Here is a 17088-nt window from a genome sequence, read left to right on the forward strand (position 1 = left end):
ATGATATCACCTTTTCCCCAAAAATATTTCCTCCCAATTAGGATGCCAACCTAATTCTAGATCATCCGCTAAAGCATGATACGTTCCTGGGATAGTCGAACTTGGCGGAACCATGTTTCTAATCTGAATTTTTTGTAATTTACAGTCCAAGAATAATAAGTGTCCCTTTTTGATTTCATCTAGATTACCATTTGTGATATTTATTCTAACTCTATGACTTGCCCAAAAGGTTTTTAAGCTTTCTTCAAATTCAGCTGCAACATCTTCGTTTATTATCTCTGCCTCAATCCATTTTTCTCGATTCATATCTGCTCTCAAATAATCTGTTACTGCCTCAATGACTTCATCTCCATCAATTTCAATTTTTTCGAGTTGCTTTAAATATTTTGGCGCTCCCTTAATTTCATCATAAATTTCTTTTTTTTCATAATTTATATGAATCGTAAAATCAATTAGTTCGCGACTTCTTGCTCGGTCATAATGTACAAGAAACTCATCGTCAAACTCTGACCATGAAATTATAGCTTGTTCTTGCCTACTCAATTTTTCTATTACAGTTTTTTGTAACCACCCGCTAAGTTTTTCTAATGTATATTCTATTTGACCACTTGGGACATGTTTCTTTCTTATTTCGTTACGAACCTCATGAAAACCTGAACCACTTCCTACCTGGATTTCATATCTAACTATTAATTTTACAAATAGGTTAGGATTTTGATTAATTACATAATCGTAATATTTCCATATTGAGTGATCAGATTTTATATCCATCAATGCTGATTTTAATTCATCAATCGCCTGATATGCTTCTATTTCGCTACTTATTCCACTTAATTTCCCAGCTATTCCTGATCTTCCATCATGGTTTGAGTACAATAAAAATTTTGTTCTACCTATATCTAAAGTTCCCTCATTACATGCTAAAATCCAATTATTAAACGTTTTCCACAAGTCCGTTGATCTATCTGTAACTGGATTACTGACTATTGAAGATTTGTCTTCTTCTGCGGTAACCGTTCCATTAGAATGGATTGTTGCCACATCACCTAATACTTCAATACAAACCGAATCATCCGTATCACAAGTAAGTAAATGAAATAAAGCTCGAGGAAATTGCAGGGAATACCCTAATAACTGACCTGCTGCATTTGTATTCATTCTAGGTCTCCTTTATTTTTCATTTCAATAACTTGTATCTAAATTCGCAACAGCATTTTTCGTCCATATTTCTTAGTTCTTAATATCGATCTTGCAATTCGATCTAGTTAAATCTATATTTCTCATAAATTGCTAGTTTTACCTTCTCTCTGCATAACTTGGATCGTTTTTTAAACCTCAATTCTCCATGTACACTTTTCCACAGATAAATAGCAATACACTTGCTCTTCGACAGGTAACTTAAGTTCGAAAGCGCGTGAAATTTCAAGTATGCATAGTCAGTTATCAATCAACTTATCTGTACGTGACCCGACAAAGTATCCACTTTGGATTTCTCACTAAACCCTTATGGTATAACCTTTTATTACTCAACAGAACGGCCTCCTTCATTAAACAAATCTCGACTTAAGTTGACAAAATAATTAGATAATTATATTTTAGCATAATATTCCAACATAGATAGGTTATTTCTGGTATTTTATAATTCAAATGATCAACTAGCTTAGTAACAAAAATAACGCATCAGCACACATTTAGTTAATCCAGGTGAAACTCCACCAACTCTCCCCGTTTCTTCTCCCCAAGCACTTCCCAAACCCGACTCTCTAGCCAACCATCACTCGTCGCAATAGCTAATCGAAACATCATATACCCATCTGCTGTATTAATGTACTGTTCAAATTCAGGGTTATCATACGTTGGATAAGTAACTAATAAATACATACACAATCGATTTAAAAAGTCCTCTTCATACCATTCTTCCTCGCTGTATTCACAGGATACATGATCGAACATGAACTGTGTCCCTTTCGATTCACCTGTTGTAATCTCCATCACACCAAATCCACAATCAATCGCGGCATCTATATCAACCTTTTGCCCTTCAAAAAAGAACAAGTAATTTTCCATACCATATTCATGATCAAATGCTGTAACCATTCCATTTACAGCTTGCTTGTCGGCAATTTCCTTCATCGTGTGTTCACTAATGTTGATCACATCATTCACATCGAGATTGAGATATCTGCCAAATGGAGATATTTGATCACCAAACTCACCCTCATAAATCACATACGACATTATTTTATAGTCCTCCCCTTTCAAATCTGATAATTTTGCTGATACAACGCATGGCTTTTTTCCCACGTAAATCTCCTCCTTTATTTTAGTCCAACTTAAAAAGCACCTTTCCGAAGAAAGATGCTCTACTGGCTAAGCAAATATAAATTATAAATTGGTGTGCTTGAAAACACACAGATACGGCGGAACGCGGGGTCAGTTTTACCGTCCCAACAGTACCCTAAATTTTTCTCAAACCGAAACAGTAAACCTAACCCGCTGTTCCACCCCTAAAACCGTCTCGTACCTATGATGTACAAGGTGGCAAGCAGTGCAAATAGGATAAATAACCCATATTGGAAAAGCTTTCAACGACTTATCGAAAATAACGTAACCCGCTTTCTTGATTCCACTTTCTACTGGATATAGTTAGAAAAAACTGGCTAATCATTTCAATCATTTACTTAATCCCAACGCTCACAATAGATACCCCCAACTGGAACAAAGAGCCCAACCCCAATCTCCCACAAACAACGTGCCAGAGGACCGCCCTATGCTCTGCCCCAAAGCCCTTTCCTATCATTACGCGCCCGCGTCTGCGCCAACAAAAACGTATCATAATACTTATACGGTGGGTCAAACACATAAGCCAGATTCGCCAACCCCTCCTCTAGCAACATCTGGTTGAATATCCTTCCATCTACCCACACATAAGCGAGTACTCTCCCGTATTGATCTTCGCGCGGGCCATCATATTCTAGCTCGACAATTTTACCAGCTGTTAAGACCTGATCTGCAAACCGGGTTGCTTCTGGTCCAAACTTTTCCACGGGAAGGTCGAAATCAACTGTTTCTGGTGTATCGACTAACAACAATCGTACATCTACTACGTTACCGCGCATCTCTACTTCGATCGTATCCCCGTCCACCACACGTCTCACCTTTGCCTTGTCTAGTACCGGTGGTAATTTGCCCTCTCTCACATTCGCTTCTGCTTCAATTTTTCTTGCTTGCTTTTCCAACTCCGCTAACCATGCTGCCGCGCGCATGCCATCGACATACACTTCTCCGTTTCGTTCACTTACGACTACCATAAAGGTCACCTCACTTTTGTTCTCGTTTTTCATGCTGTCGCCTCTTCCCTACTCTTCAAACTTAGAAATCTACCAAACTCCTTCCGAAACATAAGTTCCACCGTTCCAGTAGGGCCGTTCCGTTGTTTGGCCAATATAATTTCAATAATGTTGGGTTTATCGGTATTCTTGTGGTAATAGTCATCACGGTATAGAAAGGCGATCATATCGGCATCCTGCTCGATGTTGCCCGATTCCCGTAAGTCAGACATGAACGGTCGCTTGTCTTGACGCTGCTCGACACCCCTAGACAGCTGCGACAATAGCACAATTGGGATTTTTAGCTCGAGTGCTAACAATTTTAGTTCGCGGGTCATGTCGCCTACTTCTAAATCACGACGTTCCCGCCTTTCCATTGGTGCCATTAGCTGCAGGTAGTCAATGATCGCGAGGTGTTGTTCATTGGGGCAATCACGGATTGTTTTGCGCAATGAAGATCGGATGTCCTGAATCGTACGGGATTGTTCATGGACCTGTAGCTTCCAGTTGGAGATTTCCCCAGCTGCAAAAATTACATTTGTATAGTCTTCCTCTGCGAAGGCCATGCCGCGCCACTTTTGATTGTTGATGCCTCCCTCTGCGGAAATCATCCGCTCCAGCAGCTGCTCATGCCCCATTTCTAAGCTGAAGATGGAGCTGATGCCATGTTGCCTGCAATGATTGGCAGCCAGATTTAAGGCAAATGCGGTTTTTCCAACAGACGGTCTTGCCGCTACGATAATTAACTCCCCTGGGTGCAGACCACCAGTTACTTGATCCAAATCTCGGTAGGCTGTTGGGAACCCTTTATAGCCGTGGTTACCGGATAGACAATCCCGCATAATCTGCTCCAAATAATCCCGTGTCGTTTTCTCCTGCTTTTCGACACCGAAATCCTGGTAGTGCTTTAGATCGCTAATCAGTTGCTCCATCTTTTCCTCACTTGGATTCGCGGCGTACCGTGCTGCGACTTCACGAGATTTACGGTTACGATAAGCTTCAAAAAGGAGTTGCTCATACATCGCGACATTTTCTGTAGTAGGTACTGATTCTGCTAACTGAAGCAGGTAGGTGGTTCCACCCACCTGTGAAATGGTATCCTCGAGATTTGTGGTCACGGAGACGAGATCGATGTCTTGTCCAAGCTCAGACGCCCGTTTCATCGCTCGAAAAATGAGCCTGTGGGCATGCTTGTCAAACTGCGCTTCCGTGACGGTAAGCCGGTCAAACAGCAACCCCTCCAAAAATACGGAACCTAATACGGCTGCTTCTGCTTCGTAATTAATAGTCTTCATGGAAGGTTCACCTTTATGGCTTCATTAGATTTATTTTCGCATGCAGCATCAAGTTCTGTTTGCCTAGCTACGACGGTTGTCATTGGTACCAATTGATAGATTAATCCAGGTGCTAGCTTTCCTGTTCCTACTTCAACGAGAAGCATCCGATGCTTTGTCAACTCTATGATGGCCGCAGCGATGTCCTTACTGGATAAACGAGTAAGTACTTGAAGTACCAGGTGAGGTACTTCAAACTTTTCCTGCCACCCTCCTTTCGTCTTCATGATCAGCAAAGTAAACAGGAGCATAACAGCATGCGGTGATAAATACTGATGCGTAAACCAAGAGAAAAATGCAACCAATTCCTGCTCTAATTGTTTTTCCATCCTTACTCCCCCTGTCCCGACAATGTTATTGTTTCCTGATCCTGAATCCACCGATCAATCGCTCCCTTGGAAAACAATATCTTCCTACCTAACCGAATGTGTGGTAGCGCACCTTCCTTGACCAGGTCATACACCAAATCCGTGTGAACCCCTAAATATTTTGCTACTTCCTTTGCTGTGATCGTACATCGTTCCATCGTTCATTCCTCCTTTAATTTGTCTTTCACCTTTATAATCGGTGCGAAGGGGCAATTGGGTGTTGTCCTTGGGGGGTTTTTTTGAAAACATTTTTGGCAGCAGCTTAGTAAGCTGGAAGGAGAGGCTTTCTAACGGTAACTTCACGAAAAAAAAAGCACATTCCTGATTGGAAAGTGCTTCTGTTAAGAATAAAAATTTAGGACCATGCTCCGGCGAAGAACTGCAGTTAAAAAACGAAAACCGAATAAAAGCGCACAAAAAACATGCACAAAACTTGGCCATACCTATACATAGACAGAGACAAAGACAAAAAGAGGAGGAAGACGCAAGGGAGTGCCAAATGTTATTACTTTTAAGTGGAAAAACTTTTGCATATCATGAATAAGTAGTTCACTTGCCGTGGAGAAAACTTCAAATCTAAGTTTAAGCACGCGAAAACGCTTGGGTAAGTTAATCCCAAGCGTTTTTGTTCGGTTTAATTTTTATTGTTTTGTTTAACTAAAGGCACCAATAGTCTAGGTGCACACTTTCACAAACCTTCCTCTTTTAAGGTTGAATAATAATATTAATAAAAAAGACCATATCAATTTTAATATATGGTCTTATGATTCCATGTATAAGTTTCATTTAGTTTTCACCTGGAAAAAGGATAGCTAAGATAACAACATCATTCTCAATCATTTTATAATAAACTCTAAACTACTCTAAACCTTTTAATAACTCCCTCGTAATCCCTTTGTATTTGCCGAACTCTTCCGTGTACGTTTTTCCAATAATACGATTCTTTAATAGATCTTCTGTCTCGATGATAAAATTAGAGATAAAGTCGAGGGTCTCTTCAGGTGTAAACCTTTCACTCCTAAACTGAGTTAGTTTTTCTCTAACAACAGGTGACCAAATAACATTTCGGTCATACATTACATAAAGTCCTTCTTGGATAAAGAATTTAATAATTCTGAAGTAGTCATGCCACGTTTATTTTCATACTGCTCTTGACTTTCTTTTAACATACGTTTAAGTTCCAGGTTTGCTTCAGCTTCAAACTGTAAGGATTTTTCATCTTCTTCTTGTAAAACAAGTGTGAATTTACCTTTACCAGGAATAGAAAACTGAAATACAGAGTTATCACTATTCATATTCGAAATGTATTTCATAAGCTCTTCTGAAGATTGAATTTTTCCCATAGAAATAAATCACCACCATTGATTTTCTTGTTTTTATCATATCGTTCATGTAACGAATCATAAATGCTAGCCCAATAATAGGACATGTATTACTTCGCGTTCATCTTGCTTACCATCTTCCTTTAGAATAAACTCAATCGTTTCATCATCTTGCTTTTTATGATCTTCTGTATACTCAGCCCAATGAATAGTATGATCAATTAAACTGTCCACACATTAGTATATCAAGCCCTATTAAGCCATTGATTCCCCAATCATCTAAACGCCCGAAATCTAACTTCATATCTGGAATTTCGTGATTGCCTAGCTTGATAAAATCAACTGGTTTAAGGAAAGAATACTCCTCACCGTCAATTACATAAGAGCTTACAAGAGGGTCTCCATTCTCAAAGTATAAGCCTAACTCATCAACAATATCAGATGAGATAAGCGTATGAGCTGCACCTGTATCAATAACCGCTTAACTATTGTTTTCTTTTAACAATTGTACGAAATCGGCATTTCAACTTCCCAATCCCCACTTTAAGCATAATCCACTTATCCACTGTAATTCTTGTGAAAAACAATACGCCCTTTTCCAATCTGCTTTCAGCACATCATCTACAGATAATCCCTGCCTCAAAAAAATTTCAACAAACAACGGCACCTTTTAGCGTACTGCCTTCGATTATAGAGGTAAAAACAAATTACAGGAGGTTGAAGGGTATGAAAATGTACAAGAAGAAAGGGAAAGAACATGTAGGTGAGCGCGCATGAATTTATTTAAAGAGATACAGGGTTTTCATAATTGGCTAGACTTCCATGATGTCCCGCAAAGCGCAGTATGCCTTTGGTATACCTTAATAACGTTGAACAATCTCTGCGGCTGGAAAAAGCGTTTTAACGTTCCCAATTCGACACTCCGAGACACAAGGCTAGTCCTTTTGCTTTCATAACTAGTAGACCATAACAGTGAAAGAAACAATCCCGAAGCTTCTACAATACCTGCGAAACAAGAAAATTCGGGCTATGGTGTTAGATCCCGCTCGTGGACAAATCGGTATAAGTGTCCACGCCTTATTTTAAGAAGGTTACATTACCCGTTGCAAATGAATTTTTCTTCTGGTTCTATAACGCTGTGTTGAACTCCTTGTTATTCTTTTCCACTAAACTCTAAAATATTTAAACCCTCGGATGCCTCTGGCGCTTCAAAAAATTTAGTAACATGAATAAACACCGCTTCCGTGTCAAAAGCTGCTCTTTCGGGTTGTTCGTCACGTCTTTGTGCAATTTGACGTAAGCATTGCTCGTTATTTAGATTAAGAAAAATTAGTTGATGTTTTGCATTGACATCTGACGCCATATTCAAAAACCACTTTCGCAGTTTTTGAGTGTTAGCTGGAAAATCCATCACTACATCTGTACCGACACTTAACATGTTTTGGACATGCTTTTTCACCAACGGCTTGAGCTGCGCTGAGTATTTTAGATAGTCCTCAAATGTTGCAATCTGATTGGGATAAAGAGATGAAAGCCATTCATCCTCAGACAACAGTACCGCATGATTATCTATCGCCAATTGTTTTGATTTAGTTGATTTTCCAGCTCCCATTTTTCCACAGAAAAAGTATAGCGTCCCCAATTGTTTCATATTCTTTAACCCCCCGTGCTTATTTAATCGTTGTTGCCCCACCTTGAAAACTATATTTTATATTTATTCACTAGTGTTGCACTTATTTAATTTTAACATTTAAAATACTCGAAAAGTTCGCTAAGTCAACAAGTCTTGATTCATTGGTTAGTTCGAAGTGTCCGCCAATACCTTCAAGTTTTCCTTCAATAGTACCAAATCGATTATGCATTTCAGTTTTCAAATCATTTACATCTGTTTTCATACTTTTTTATTTCTCTATTCATTTCTGTAAGTAAATCAAGAATTTGCTTATCCACGTTATCACCTCTAACAATAATTATAATAGATGTTTAGTAAACAAGAATTACTTTTTGTTGAAGATCCGACTGTTTTTTCGCTATTGCATCTGTTTGCGTAAAGAAACACACCCTGAATTTTATTCGCAAATTACTTTCACAATTGTCTTCGTTGATAAGCATAAACCACTAACCACACAACAAATAGTACACCAGAAATGATTAAAAAGGCTGGTGTTAAAAATTGAAACTCTTTAGGAATTTTATTTAATAAAAAAAACCAATATCATTGAAAAACTCATTACTATGCTTATCTATTGTTTTCGTTTGTTCTTTGTATGAAATCGTCATTTCAACTTCTAATAAATAATTCACAAAATCTAACTTCATAACCTCATACCTCTTAAACCTATTGCTTTTCTCATCTCAATAACGATCTCTTCAGACCCTGTATGATAAACAATGGTATCGCTCTTAGAATTAAGTAGCTCTTTAGTAGCTAATTTAGGATCCTCAATAATATTAATTAATGCAACGTCAGTTACTATTTTTTTATCGTCTTCAAAGTAAAAGTCAAAGATGTTACGTTTAACATCTTGATTTGGGTACAATCTTCTAACCTTCACCACTTCATAATTACACCACCCTATTACTTTTTAGCATTATTATATCATCGTTTTATACTACTATCATTTCATATAGCAAAGATTGGTTTTGTGCTAAATCATCCGATTGTGAAGAAATAATTAAACAATAATTGATTGAATAATAAGATTGATGCTAAAAAAGCAAGTGGTTATCAACGCTCCCATTTTAGGTTTTGGAGTATCTTCCAAGATATATGTCCCCTAACATTGCCATCTGCCCCCACATTAATTTTGATTACATTTTTCCCAATCCCCACTTTAAGCATAAATCCAATTATCCACCGTAATTTGTGTGATAAACAATACTCCCTTTTCAATCAACCTTCAGCACATGATCAACAGTTAATCCCTGCCTCAAAAAAATTTTAACTAACAACGGCACCTTTTAGCGTACTCCCTTCGATTATAGAGTTGAAAACAAATTACAGGAGGTTGAATGGTATGAAAACGTACAAGAGGAAAGGGAAGCAGAACATGGAGGTGAGCGAGCATGAATTTATTTAGAGAGGTACAGGGTTTTCATAATTGGCTAGACTTCCATGATGTCCCGCAGAGCGCAGTAAACCTTTGGTATACCTTAATAACGTTGAACAATTTTTGCGGCTGGAAAAAGCGTTTTAACGTTCCCAATTCAACACTCATACAAAAGAGCAAATTGTCTAAACAAAGCATTTTGAATGCACGTAAGCTCCTTGCAGAACATGGACTAATTTCATTCGATAAAGGGAAGACAGGGCATGCAGCAATTTATCAGATGCATTCTCAGTACGCAAAAATGAAGAAGGTGTATGAATCAGGAACTTGCTTCGACCAAGCAAATTACGCTTCATGCGGTGAAGTTAAGGACGGCAATAAAAAGCAGATAACAGCGCAAGAAAACAATAATCACCATTTGGATAAACCAGGTATAATTGATGCGGCACCAAATGCTTATACCATTTATGAACAAAACTTCGGCATCATGAAGCCGATTGTCCAGGATTCTTTTTTATCATGGTGTGAGGACTTAGGTGATGAGATTGTGACCTTGGCGATCAAGCTCGCTGCAGAAAAAGGCGGTAGAACTTACAGCTATTTGGAGTCCATTTTGAAAGAATGGACCAATGAGAATCTGAAGACCCTTGAGCAAGTGAAGGTTTACGAGCAACATAAGCAGAAACGAAGAAGGGCACCTGTAGCGGTGGATAAAAAGGCGAAGAATAAGGAGATCTTTGACAAATTCAAGGAGGCTGACAGCCAATGACCTATGAAGAAGCTATAGAAGTCTTGCAAATGCTCGAAGATTTATTTCCGAAGTATGTCGTGACAGAGCGAAAGACTGCCGTGCTTCTGCCGGCATTAAAAACAATGGACTATGATGGCGTCATGCGGAATATCAGTAATCATTACATGGAATCCCCGCATGCACCTACCTTGAAAGAAGTCGCAGCATATCCTAGTCAAGCAAACCCACACATTGACCAGATGGCTAAATGGCAGGAAGAAGCGAAGAAGGTTACCCCAGAGACGAAGGAAAAGTTTAGAAAGGCGTTCCAAGAATTGTTGGAGAAGACTAAGGTGAAGTAAGTGGAACGCGGGGTCAGTTTTATCGTTCCAGCTGACCTTAAGTTTTTCTCATAGAACGGAACAGTAAACCTGACCCCTCGTTCCATATGAAGGATTAGCGCTTTTTTTGTGGAATGTATTGTATTAACGAAGTAGACTAATGTCATAATTATTTTATTATTTTGGAGGAGAAAATATGAAGCAAATGCGGTTCGAACCACCTACTGAACATTATGATGAAAAAATAGCATCCATTGATGAACAAATATGCAATTTAATTATGCAACGGAAGGAAATTTCAGATAATAACCCTGGTTTTCCACCTAAGCAAATGATCACCCGTTGGGCAGCAAAATATAACCTTTACGAAGACTTTATAAATAGTGTTTTCTCACAATTTTTAGATGAAGATATGTATAAACCTGTTGTAGAGCCACAAGGATTTCTACAGAATGTGCCAGTATTAAAATCATTCGAAAGAGAGGGTGTATTTTATTCGGTAACTTTTTTACGCCAATTTGAAAATGCAAGTGTAGTTCATCTTACTATTGATCAAGATGATTTTGATGAAGAAATGCAGGAAAAGATAAAAAGACCTAGTTTGTTTAACCTTTCTGTGGAAGGCGAAGGTGTTGAGTATGATTGTCGAAATAATTTTGGCGGGGGATCAGGCGGGCACCAATCCTATACTTACACAGTTTCACCCGCCTTACCTAACGATCTTTCGAATATCAAACTAATATTCAAAGAATATAAAATACCATTCAGCAAACCATCAGGCTTTGAATTTGTTATTCAAACGGACAATTAATTTTCTTGTTGCATTAGGTGTCAGTTCCCAAAAAGAACAATTGTCTTTTTAGAGTACCCTGACACCTTTTGTATGTAAGGCTTTTTCATACTATCTAGATGTTTAACAATCACCCTATTAACCCTTGCCACAACATTTCTTATACTTCCTGCCACTACCACAATGACATGGATCATTTCTACTAATCTTTTGTTCATTTCTAACAGTATTTGACTCTGTAGATTCTTCTTCATTTTCATAGTCCTCTAAAATCCTAGGTAGCTTTGATAGCTTTTTACAATATTTTTTCTCATTAAATTCAACCTGATTTTTCAATATATCGTACATCTCTGTTAGCAAAATAGATGCAATCATTTCCTTTGACTCCGTAACAGAGTACCCTAAATCCATTAACCGATCGAGTGTCTTTTGTGTGCACTTGGGGTTATTATCTTCTAATTGATTCTCAACCACTTCGAGTACCTGTGCCTTTAGTCGGTAGTTTACCAATTTCATTCACCCTTCACCTTTTTTAATCATTATAATCTTTAGCTGTTTATAGTCAAATTTGCAAAAATGCATGAAACACGGGGCAGGTTAAACCTGCCCCGTGTTCCCTCGTAATTTAATGAAAAGTTACTATTCATACTACTTTTCTTCCTAATTGTCTATCACTAAATCACATTTAGAATTTCTGACTAAATTCATCGATTCAAGAAGGATTTTGATTTATTATGTAGAATATTAAACATGTACTACTTTCCTCACTAGTTTATATTCGCCCAACTACCCATCATTAATTATGGAGTATGATGTTAGTCCTAAATAACCCGCTTAAGATAGATTTCAAAACAGCCTTTCATTCATAATGATTTCCAACTTAAATATTCCCATTCTTAGAAAGGAGGGAACTCCTATGTTATCCTACATAGATGAAAGTGGTTCAATACACCCTAACGCCCCTGAATCAATCTCTACTTTAACAGCAGTCTGTATACCCCAAAATCAAGTTAGAAGTGTCATGTCCAAAATGTTTAACATTAAAAATGATCTTTATCCAGAGAAAATTATGAAAGAATTAAAGGCATCCAAGACTTTGCGTCCAAGATCTGTACAAAAGGATTATAAAAGTAAGCAATTCATTGATAGAGTTGTAAAAGAAGTAATCTGCAACTCAGATATCAAAGTATTTGCTATTGCAATGAATAGGCCAAAACAAACAGTAAAATTTCCCAAAGAAGAATTACCTAATCATTATCGCTTGTTAATACAAAGAATTAATGGATATGCATTTTCTCAAAAAAAGTCGAGTATATTAGCATTTGATTCACAAGATGAAGATAATGATCGTATAATCTCACAGAGAATTAAAAATTATCTATATAAATCCTCAGAAGGGAAAAAATGTGGTTTAATTGTTGAATCAGCTTTCTTTGTTAATTCAAAGGTTGAAGATGGTATACAGCTCGCTGATCTTTGCGCTGGTATAATTAGAAAATATTACGAACTTTGTTTTGAAAAAGTTTATGATGATGAATTTTCACTTTGGATTGCGGACTTATATTTTCATATCTCAAAACAAACAGAAACTGTTGTTTCCTTGCATACTGACCAATATTTATATGGGATATATAAAATGCCTGACAAATATCTTTATGATAAGAATGATGAATAATTTCGAAGCGATAAGTAATACTAATAGTTAGGCTGATTTGTTATTCTTTATATGAGTTGCAAGATCAGCTAAAACTATAGTTGACTTTTAGAACTAACTATGGTTTAATACTTTCAAAGACTGGTAATGTGGTTCTTAACATGAGCTGCTTATACTGGTCTTTATTTATTATCATATTCTTGATTTAACCGCTTAAATCTATATAAGTTATATAACTTCACTAGATATAGGGTTGGAGATACTTTGCGATTTTTCCAGAAATGCAGGGTGGATCTAACCCTTTTATTATTTATTTTTTGGAACGCGGGGTCAGTTTTATCGTTCCAGCAGGCCCATAAGTTTTTTTCATAGACTGGAACAGTAAACCTGACCCCCTGTTCCCCTCTACACTCTCCGCTTTTGAAATACTTCTCTCCCATTCTTAAACAGGGTAATCATCAGCGAGAGTAAAGGTGAGAAACTAGGTTTAGTAGATTTACCTTTACCTAGCCGTTCTAATTGCTGACTATACCATGTGATTTCCATTAATCCTTTGTTATCAATAAAGGGTAATCCTGTTTTTATTGGCTTGATAGAAAGATTTCCAACCTTATCCTGCAGTAATTGGTTTGGATAATTAGGATAAAGAGCCATTGGTCGTGCGATTCCGATAAAGTCTGTTGCGCCAGATTTTAATGCTTCGTCCATTGCAGATGGAGTTCGAAAGCCTCCTGTTAATACGAGAGGAACGTTCGTTTTCTCTTTTAACTTTTCAGCGTAGTCTAAAAAATACGCTTCTCGCTTAACTGTTGAAGGTTTAGCGTTTTTCCCAAACAACGCTGCCTTTTCATAAGTACCACCAGAAATTTCAATTAGGTCAATCCCCAACCGCTCTAGTTCAGAAATTACAAAGTGGGAGTCTTCTTCAGAAAATCCCGCTTTCATAAAGTCGGAACTATTTATTTTCACCCCGATTGGGAAGTCATCGCCAACTTTTGCACGGATAGCATGATAAATTTCTGACAAAAATCGAAAACGATTTTCAATTGGTCCTCCCCATTCGTCTTCTCTCTGATTATGCCTAGGCGAAAGAAACTGGCTTATCAAATATCCATGTGCAGCGTGAATCTGTACTCCGGTAAAGCCAGCGGTTTTTGCAAGCATCGCCGTATTGGCAAACCGTTGAATAATTTCTTTAATTTCTTCAGAAGAGAGCGCACGACATTTAGGAAAAAAGCGTTGTAAACCCGGTTCAAAAGGAATTGCTGATGGAGCTACCGCTTCCTCAACAACACCTTTTAGCACTTGTTTTCCAGGATGATTAATTTGCATCCAAAAATGAGTATTATTCTTTGTTCCTGCTTCCGCCCATTGTTTAAATAAATCTAGATGATCATCGTCCTCAAGTACTACATTTCTCGGTTCTCCTAGTGCTTTAGTATCAACCATCACATTTCCTGAAATGACTAATCCCGCTCCACCATTTGCCCACGTTTGATAAAGTCGGACAAGGTTGTCCGTTGGTAAATACTTGCTTGTAGCCATACCTTCACTCATCGCCGATTTAACGATTCTATTCTTGAAAGTAACATTCTTATTTTTTAATGTATACGGCTCTAATATTAATGATTGTTTCATATGATTAAGTCTCCTTCATAACTTGCGCGATAAATCCATTGTCAACAGGGGAACGCGGGGTCAGTTTTATCGTTCCAGCCTGACCTTAAGTTTTTTTCATAGACTGGAACAGTAGACCTGACCCGCTGTTCCCCTAATACGGATATACATTGCCACTTTCTATGATATACCAATGATCCTTCACCTTGCCGAGAGCTAAATTAATACTCCACCCTTTTTCACATAGGTCAGCGATCTGCTTTGTTACTTTAACTGGAATAATGTCCGTCACTTCTCCAAATTCATCCTGTAACAACAGCTTCCCATCTCTTACCTCTTCCACTAAAAAAACACCATCAATAACTTCCGTATAATTCCTCTCCGGAGCTTGCTGTACCTGCTTAATAAGCAGGTTTGCCAATTTTTCAGCCTTGGGAAGTTCTTTAACCTCACCAAAATAATACTGAAAATCATGATAGCTAGTGGTGTCAATATAGTTATTTTCATAGAGCCATTTTGCTAATTTCTTCATGACACGGATCGATTTTTTCATGAACGCTTCTCCGCCAATTTTGCGGGTGACAAAGGAATTTAAGAACTGACCAAAAGTACCTGTATTCAACTGCTCTGCCCCAAACAATCTCGTAAAGCAGTCCTCATCCTCATTGAATTCTAGTTCCCACTCTTTCATCTCTTCCTCGTCTAAGTACAGGTAAGCATAGCTATTTAAATATATTTTAAAGAAATAAATCACTTCATCATACTCTCGAAAAGTCCTTGTCTTCAGGCTGTTTTGTTGGTCGTGTAAAAACTGTTCAAGTAATGCATCTAGATTTACCATCGATTTCCCTACCTTTTTTTCATATGTTTTTGTATAGATTGTAGCATTTTTATTACTTTTCTACGACGGGCATATACTACCTGAACAATTTAGTTACCTTGGGTAGTAGTAAAATACTCGCTTTCGGACAACTTGACAGATTTGTACACAAGCGAGCCCAGTCACTCAAGTAGGTAGTCTACTACGGATTGAGCCGCAATTATACAACGTTCTATAATCGTTGAGAGTTGTTTTTTTGGTGCATATGTTGGAGGCCTTTTAAATTTTTTTACCTTAAATTAAAGAATAGCAGTGACTGACAGGGAGTTGAAGCAAGAGAAAAATTTGGTTCAAATTCTGACAATTAGTTATTGACCAATTCATTTCTAATAACTATAGTTATTAGAACACGTGTTCTCATCTCGGTTGAAAGGAGGTCTTGAAATTGACAATTGGTGATCGATATAAAACTGGTCAACTTTCTCCAGCAAATGCTTATTACAAGTGGGATGGATATACAGACGGGACACGTTCTCCTAGTCCCACAGATGAAGAGAGTAAAATAAAACTCGAGAAAAGTGAAGTATTTCCACCAATCAATTCGTGTGATAAAGGGGCTTATTGGCGCATGACTTCTTATGCGTAATAAGGTATATAAGATCTTGGTTGGATCCGCCATGATCTTATACCCTTTCTCTTCTTACTTTTTTGAATAAGCATTCTAAAAAGGAGGTAAAAGTGAATTATTTAAAGGTTTATAACAAAGAAAATACAGAATACTATAAAGGGATCACTAGTTTACTAAGTAGCGAAGATTTGCTTATATTAGAACAAGAATCTTGGTTTTTCCCATGGATTCAAGAATATTTCACTCCAAACAGGGTCGTACATAAATTACTACTGAGAAACTCAGACTACGTCATTCAGGGCCTTATCTCTTATTCATATCAGGATAACTTTCTTCTCATTAACTTTCTTGAATCTGCTCCCATTAACAAAACTGACCACGGTTTAAAAATTTCTCCCGCACTAATAACTATCGCATGTATTGAAAGTTTCAAATTAGGTTTTGATGGATTCGTAGCAATGGATGTTAAATTAAACACCAAATTAATCAAATACTATGAAAGTCTTGGAGCAATTTACATTGGACGAAACCGTATGGTCTTGGACACATTTCATCCAATTCAATAATTGATATATACTTAATTAAGGAGGGTGATTTGGATGAATAATTTCAATAATGCATCCACTGTCCATGACAAATTACTTAAAGAAATTGACAGAGAAGAAAATGGGCTCTATGCTTATTCTCAACCCGAAAAAGACCGTATCGAAGCAGATAAACTGGTTAAAGAATTTATTAAAAAATACAAAAAACAACATAAATAGAAGCAGTCTACCGGAGAACCATAGGGTCGGTCCTTTCTGGAAACAATCGGAAGTTTGCGAGAAAAGAAGGCACAGTTAGCTATATAAGCTATCTGTGCCTTCTTGCTGTTTAGTGAAACGCGGGGTCAGGTTTATCGTTCCAACAGGATCTTAAGTTTTTGCCTCATAAACCGCAACAGTTAACCTGACCCCTTGTTCCACCCCTTGTTCCACCAAAACTAAAAAAGATATATTTCCCAAAAATTATAGTATACACTTATATAGAAATGAATCTCTTTGGCACCTAAAGAACGACCGCTTAGCAGAGAAACAAACGGGTGCGGTTGACTAAGATTGGAGTT

At 37.5% G+C, this 17088-nt stretch carries 23 protein-coding genes and 1 pseudogene; 7 read left to right on the forward strand and 17 right to left on the reverse strand.

Annotation, left to right across the window (positions count from 1 at the left end):
* Nucleotides 1–6: 6 nt before the first annotated feature.
* The 14 genes from ACI6MV_RS11190 to ACI6MV_RS11255 all read right to left on the reverse strand — a co-directional run bounded on the left by ACI6MV_RS11190 (nucleotide 7) and on the right by ACI6MV_RS11255 (nucleotide 8911).
* Nucleotides 7–1158 carry an ABC-three component system protein gene (locus ACI6MV_RS11190; RefSeq protein WP_407270381.1) on the reverse strand — a complete coding sequence of 384 codons (1152 nt, stop codon included), beginning with the start codon at nucleotides 1156–1158 and terminating at the stop codon, nucleotides 7–9.
* Nucleotides 1159–1695: 537 nt separating this feature from the next.
* Nucleotides 1696–2304 (reverse strand): hypothetical protein, encoded by a 609-nt coding sequence (locus ACI6MV_RS11195; RefSeq protein WP_407270382.1) that lies wholly within the window; start codon nucleotides 2302–2304, stop codon nucleotides 1696–1698.
* Between the two features lie 464 nt (nucleotides 2305–2768).
* Nucleotides 2769–3344, reverse strand: coding sequence for a thermonuclease family protein (locus ACI6MV_RS11200; RefSeq protein WP_407270383.1), 576 nt, complete (start codon nucleotides 3342–3344; stop codon nucleotides 2769–2771).
* Complete coding sequence (gene dnaB, locus ACI6MV_RS11205) at nucleotides 3341–4624, reverse strand: replicative DNA helicase (protein ID WP_407270384.1); 1284 nt, start codon at nucleotides 4622–4624, stop codon at nucleotides 3341–3343. Before dnaB ends, ACI6MV_RS11200 begins: the two co-directional genes overlap by 4 nt.
* Entirely contained in the window at nucleotides 4621–4992 is a 372-nt protein-coding gene (locus ACI6MV_RS11210; protein WP_407270385.1) for a hypothetical protein, read from the reverse strand. The genes dnaB and ACI6MV_RS11210 overlap by 4 nt, the downstream gene beginning before the upstream one ends.
* Before the next feature lie 2 nt (nucleotides 4993–4994).
* Nucleotides 4995–5189, reverse strand: a complete 195-nt coding sequence (locus tag ACI6MV_RS11215; protein ID WP_407270386.1) for a helix-turn-helix domain-containing protein — start codon at nucleotides 5187–5189, stop codon at nucleotides 4995–4997.
* Between the two features lie 700 nt (nucleotides 5190–5889).
* Entirely contained in the window at nucleotides 5890–6108 is a 219-nt protein-coding gene (locus ACI6MV_RS11220; RefSeq protein WP_407270387.1) for a hypothetical protein, read from the reverse strand.
* Nucleotides 6108–6374 carry a hypothetical protein gene (locus tag ACI6MV_RS11225; protein ID WP_407270388.1) on the reverse strand — a complete coding sequence of 89 codons (267 nt, stop codon included), beginning with the start codon at nucleotides 6372–6374 and terminating at the stop codon, nucleotides 6108–6110. The genes ACI6MV_RS11220 and ACI6MV_RS11225 overlap by 1 nt, the downstream gene beginning before the upstream one ends.
* 66 nt (nucleotides 6375–6440) lie before the next feature.
* Nucleotides 6441–6587 carry a hypothetical protein gene (locus tag ACI6MV_RS11230; protein WP_407270389.1) on the reverse strand — a complete coding sequence of 49 codons (147 nt, stop codon included), beginning with the start codon at nucleotides 6585–6587 and terminating at the stop codon, nucleotides 6441–6443.
* Nucleotides 6571–6828, reverse strand: coding sequence for an aspartyl protease family protein (locus ACI6MV_RS11235; protein WP_407270442.1), 258 nt, complete (start codon nucleotides 6826–6828; stop codon nucleotides 6571–6573). Before ACI6MV_RS11235 ends, ACI6MV_RS11230 begins: the two co-directional genes overlap by 17 nt.
* A gap of 678 nt (nucleotides 6829–7506) precedes the next feature.
* The gene (locus ACI6MV_RS11240; RefSeq protein ID WP_407270390.1) at nucleotides 7507–8004 is read right to left on the reverse strand and encodes a P-loop nucleotide/nucleoside kinase family protein; all 498 of its coding nucleotides are present in this window, start codon (nucleotides 8002–8004) and stop codon (nucleotides 7507–7509) included.
* Nucleotides 8005–8086: 82 nt separating this feature from the next.
* A complete protein-coding gene (locus ACI6MV_RS11245; protein ID WP_407270391.1) occupies nucleotides 8087–8248 on the reverse strand; it encodes a hypothetical protein in 162 nt (53 codons plus the stop codon).
* Nucleotides 8249–8549: 301 nt separating this feature from the next.
* On the reverse strand, nucleotides 8550–8672 hold the full coding sequence (locus ACI6MV_RS11250; protein WP_407270392.1) for a hypothetical protein: 123 nt from the start codon (nucleotides 8670–8672) through the stop codon (nucleotides 8550–8552).
* On the reverse strand, nucleotides 8669–8911 hold the full coding sequence (locus ACI6MV_RS11255) for a hypothetical protein (RefSeq protein ID WP_407270393.1): 243 nt from the start codon (nucleotides 8909–8911) through the stop codon (nucleotides 8669–8671). The genes ACI6MV_RS11250 and ACI6MV_RS11255 overlap by 4 nt, the downstream gene beginning before the upstream one ends.
* A gap of 508 nt (nucleotides 8912–9419) precedes the next feature.
* On the opposite strand from ACI6MV_RS11255, the gene ACI6MV_RS11260 reads away from it, so the two are divergent.
* The 3 genes from ACI6MV_RS11260 (at nucleotide 9420) to ACI6MV_RS11270 (ending at nucleotide 11285) form a co-directional block, all read left to right on the forward strand.
* Nucleotides 9420–10172 (forward strand): DnaD domain-containing protein, encoded by a 753-nt coding sequence (locus ACI6MV_RS11260; RefSeq protein ID WP_407270394.1) that lies wholly within the window; start codon nucleotides 9420–9422, stop codon nucleotides 10170–10172.
* Complete coding sequence (locus tag ACI6MV_RS11265; protein ID WP_407270395.1) at nucleotides 10169–10495, forward strand: hypothetical protein; 327 nt, start codon at nucleotides 10169–10171, stop codon at nucleotides 10493–10495. Before ACI6MV_RS11260 ends, ACI6MV_RS11265 begins: the two co-directional genes overlap by 4 nt.
* Nucleotides 10496–10670: 175 nt before the next feature.
* Nucleotides 10671–11285 carry a hypothetical protein gene (locus ACI6MV_RS11270; RefSeq protein ID WP_407270396.1) on the forward strand — a complete coding sequence of 205 codons (615 nt, stop codon included), beginning with the start codon at nucleotides 10671–10673 and terminating at the stop codon, nucleotides 11283–11285.
* A gap of 117 nt (nucleotides 11286–11402) precedes the next feature.
* Here ACI6MV_RS11270 and ACI6MV_RS11275 read toward each other — a convergent pair.
* Nucleotides 11403–11486: pseudogene (locus tag ACI6MV_RS11275) on the reverse strand (SEC-C metal-binding domain-containing protein); the annotation flags it as partial.
* Nucleotides 11487–12180: 694 nt separating this feature from the next.
* Between ACI6MV_RS11275 and ACI6MV_RS11280 the strand changes: the two are divergent.
* Nucleotides 12181–12939, forward strand: coding sequence for a DUF3800 domain-containing protein (locus ACI6MV_RS11280; protein WP_407270397.1), 759 nt, complete (start codon nucleotides 12181–12183; stop codon nucleotides 12937–12939).
* A 384-nt stretch (nucleotides 12940–13323) separates the two neighbouring features.
* Here the strand turns inward: ACI6MV_RS11280 and ACI6MV_RS11285 are convergent, their stop codons facing one another.
* Nucleotides 13324–14556, reverse strand: coding sequence for an NADH:flavin oxidoreductase/NADH oxidase family protein (locus ACI6MV_RS11285; RefSeq protein ID WP_407270398.1), 1233 nt, complete (start codon nucleotides 14554–14556; stop codon nucleotides 13324–13326).
* A gap of 133 nt (nucleotides 14557–14689) precedes the next feature.
* Complete coding sequence (locus ACI6MV_RS11290; protein ID WP_407270399.1) at nucleotides 14690–15376, reverse strand: hypothetical protein; 687 nt, start codon at nucleotides 15374–15376, stop codon at nucleotides 14690–14692.
* A gap of 424 nt (nucleotides 15377–15800) precedes the next feature.
* Here ACI6MV_RS11290 and ACI6MV_RS11295 point away from each other — a divergent pair, with 424 nt between their 5' ends.
* The 3 genes from ACI6MV_RS11295 (at nucleotide 15801) to ACI6MV_RS11305 (ending at nucleotide 16747) form a co-directional block, all read left to right on the forward strand.
* Entirely contained in the window at nucleotides 15801–16001 is a 201-nt protein-coding gene (locus ACI6MV_RS11295) for a YjzC family protein (protein ID WP_407270400.1), read from the forward strand.
* A 92-nt stretch (nucleotides 16002–16093) separates the two neighbouring features.
* Nucleotides 16094–16549, forward strand: coding sequence for a hypothetical protein (locus ACI6MV_RS11300; protein WP_407270401.1), 456 nt, complete (start codon nucleotides 16094–16096; stop codon nucleotides 16547–16549).
* Between the two features lie 33 nt (nucleotides 16550–16582).
* Complete coding sequence (locus tag ACI6MV_RS11305) at nucleotides 16583–16747, forward strand: hypothetical protein (RefSeq protein WP_407270402.1); 165 nt, start codon at nucleotides 16583–16585, stop codon at nucleotides 16745–16747.
* The last annotated feature ends 341 nt before the right edge of the window (nucleotides 16748–17088 follow it).

Source organism: Radiobacillus sp. PE A8.2 (genome assembly GCF_045635475.1).
In the GTDB taxonomy this organism is placed as follows: Bacteria; Bacillota; Bacilli; order Bacillales; family Amphibacillaceae; genus JBJGXI01.

What these genes read in the sequence shown, in the direction of transcription:
- ACI6MV_RS11215 (WP_407270386.1), bottom strand. Translation starts at nt 5,189, where the DNA reads ATGGAACGATGTACGATCACAGCAAAGGAAGTAGCAAAATATTTAGGG.
- ACI6MV_RS11225 (WP_407270388.1), bottom strand. Translation starts at nt 6,374, where the DNA reads ATGGGAAAAATTCAATCTTCAGAAGAGCTTATGAAATACATTTCGAAT.
- ACI6MV_RS11200 (WP_407270383.1), bottom strand. Translation starts at nt 3,344, where the DNA reads ATGAAAAACGAGAACAAAAGTGAGGTGACCTTTATGGTAGTCGTAAGT.
- ACI6MV_RS11270 (WP_407270396.1), top strand. Translation starts at nt 10,671, where the DNA reads ATGAAGCAAATGCGGTTCGAACCACCTACTGAACATTATGATGAAAAA.
- ACI6MV_RS11290 (WP_407270399.1), bottom strand. Translation starts at nt 15,376, where the DNA reads ATGGTAAATCTAGATGCATTACTTGAACAGTTTTTACACGACCAACAA.
- ACI6MV_RS11220 (WP_407270387.1), bottom strand. Translation starts at nt 6,108, where the DNA reads ATGTATGACCGAAATGTTATTTGGTCACCTGTTGTTAGAGAAAAACTA.
- ACI6MV_RS11250 (WP_407270392.1), bottom strand. Translation starts at nt 8,672, where the DNA reads ATGAAGTTAGATTTTGTGAATTATTTATTAGAAGTTGAAATGACGATT.
- ACI6MV_RS11240 (WP_407270390.1), bottom strand. Translation starts at nt 8,004, where the DNA reads ATGAAACAATTGGGGACGCTATACTTTTTCTGTGGAAAAATGGGAGCT.
- ACI6MV_RS11285 (WP_407270398.1), bottom strand. Translation starts at nt 14,556, where the DNA reads ATGAAACAATCATTAATATTAGAGCCGTATACATTAAAAAATAAGAAT.
- ACI6MV_RS11260 (WP_407270394.1), top strand. Translation starts at nt 9,420, where the DNA reads ATGAATTTATTTAGAGAGGTACAGGGTTTTCATAATTGGCTAGACTTC.
- dnaB (WP_407270384.1), bottom strand. Translation starts at nt 4,624, where the DNA reads ATGAAGACTATTAATTACGAAGCAGAAGCAGCCGTATTAGGTTCCGTA.
- ACI6MV_RS11190 (WP_407270381.1), bottom strand. Translation starts at nt 1,158, where the DNA reads ATGAATACAAATGCAGCAGGTCAGTTATTAGGGTATTCCCTGCAATTT.
- ACI6MV_RS11265 (WP_407270395.1), top strand. Translation starts at nt 10,169, where the DNA reads ATGACCTATGAAGAAGCTATAGAAGTCTTGCAAATGCTCGAAGATTTA.
- ACI6MV_RS11245 (WP_407270391.1), bottom strand. Translation starts at nt 8,248, where the DNA reads ATGAAAACAGATGTAAATGATTTGAAAACTGAAATGCATAATCGATTT.
- ACI6MV_RS11280 (WP_407270397.1), top strand. Translation starts at nt 12,181, where the DNA reads ATGTTATCCTACATAGATGAAAGTGGTTCAATACACCCTAACGCCCCT.
- ACI6MV_RS11305 (WP_407270402.1), top strand. Translation starts at nt 16,583, where the DNA reads ATGAATAATTTCAATAATGCATCCACTGTCCATGACAAATTACTTAAA.
- ACI6MV_RS11210 (WP_407270385.1), bottom strand. Translation starts at nt 4,992, where the DNA reads ATGGAAAAACAATTAGAGCAGGAATTGGTTGCATTTTTCTCTTGGTTT.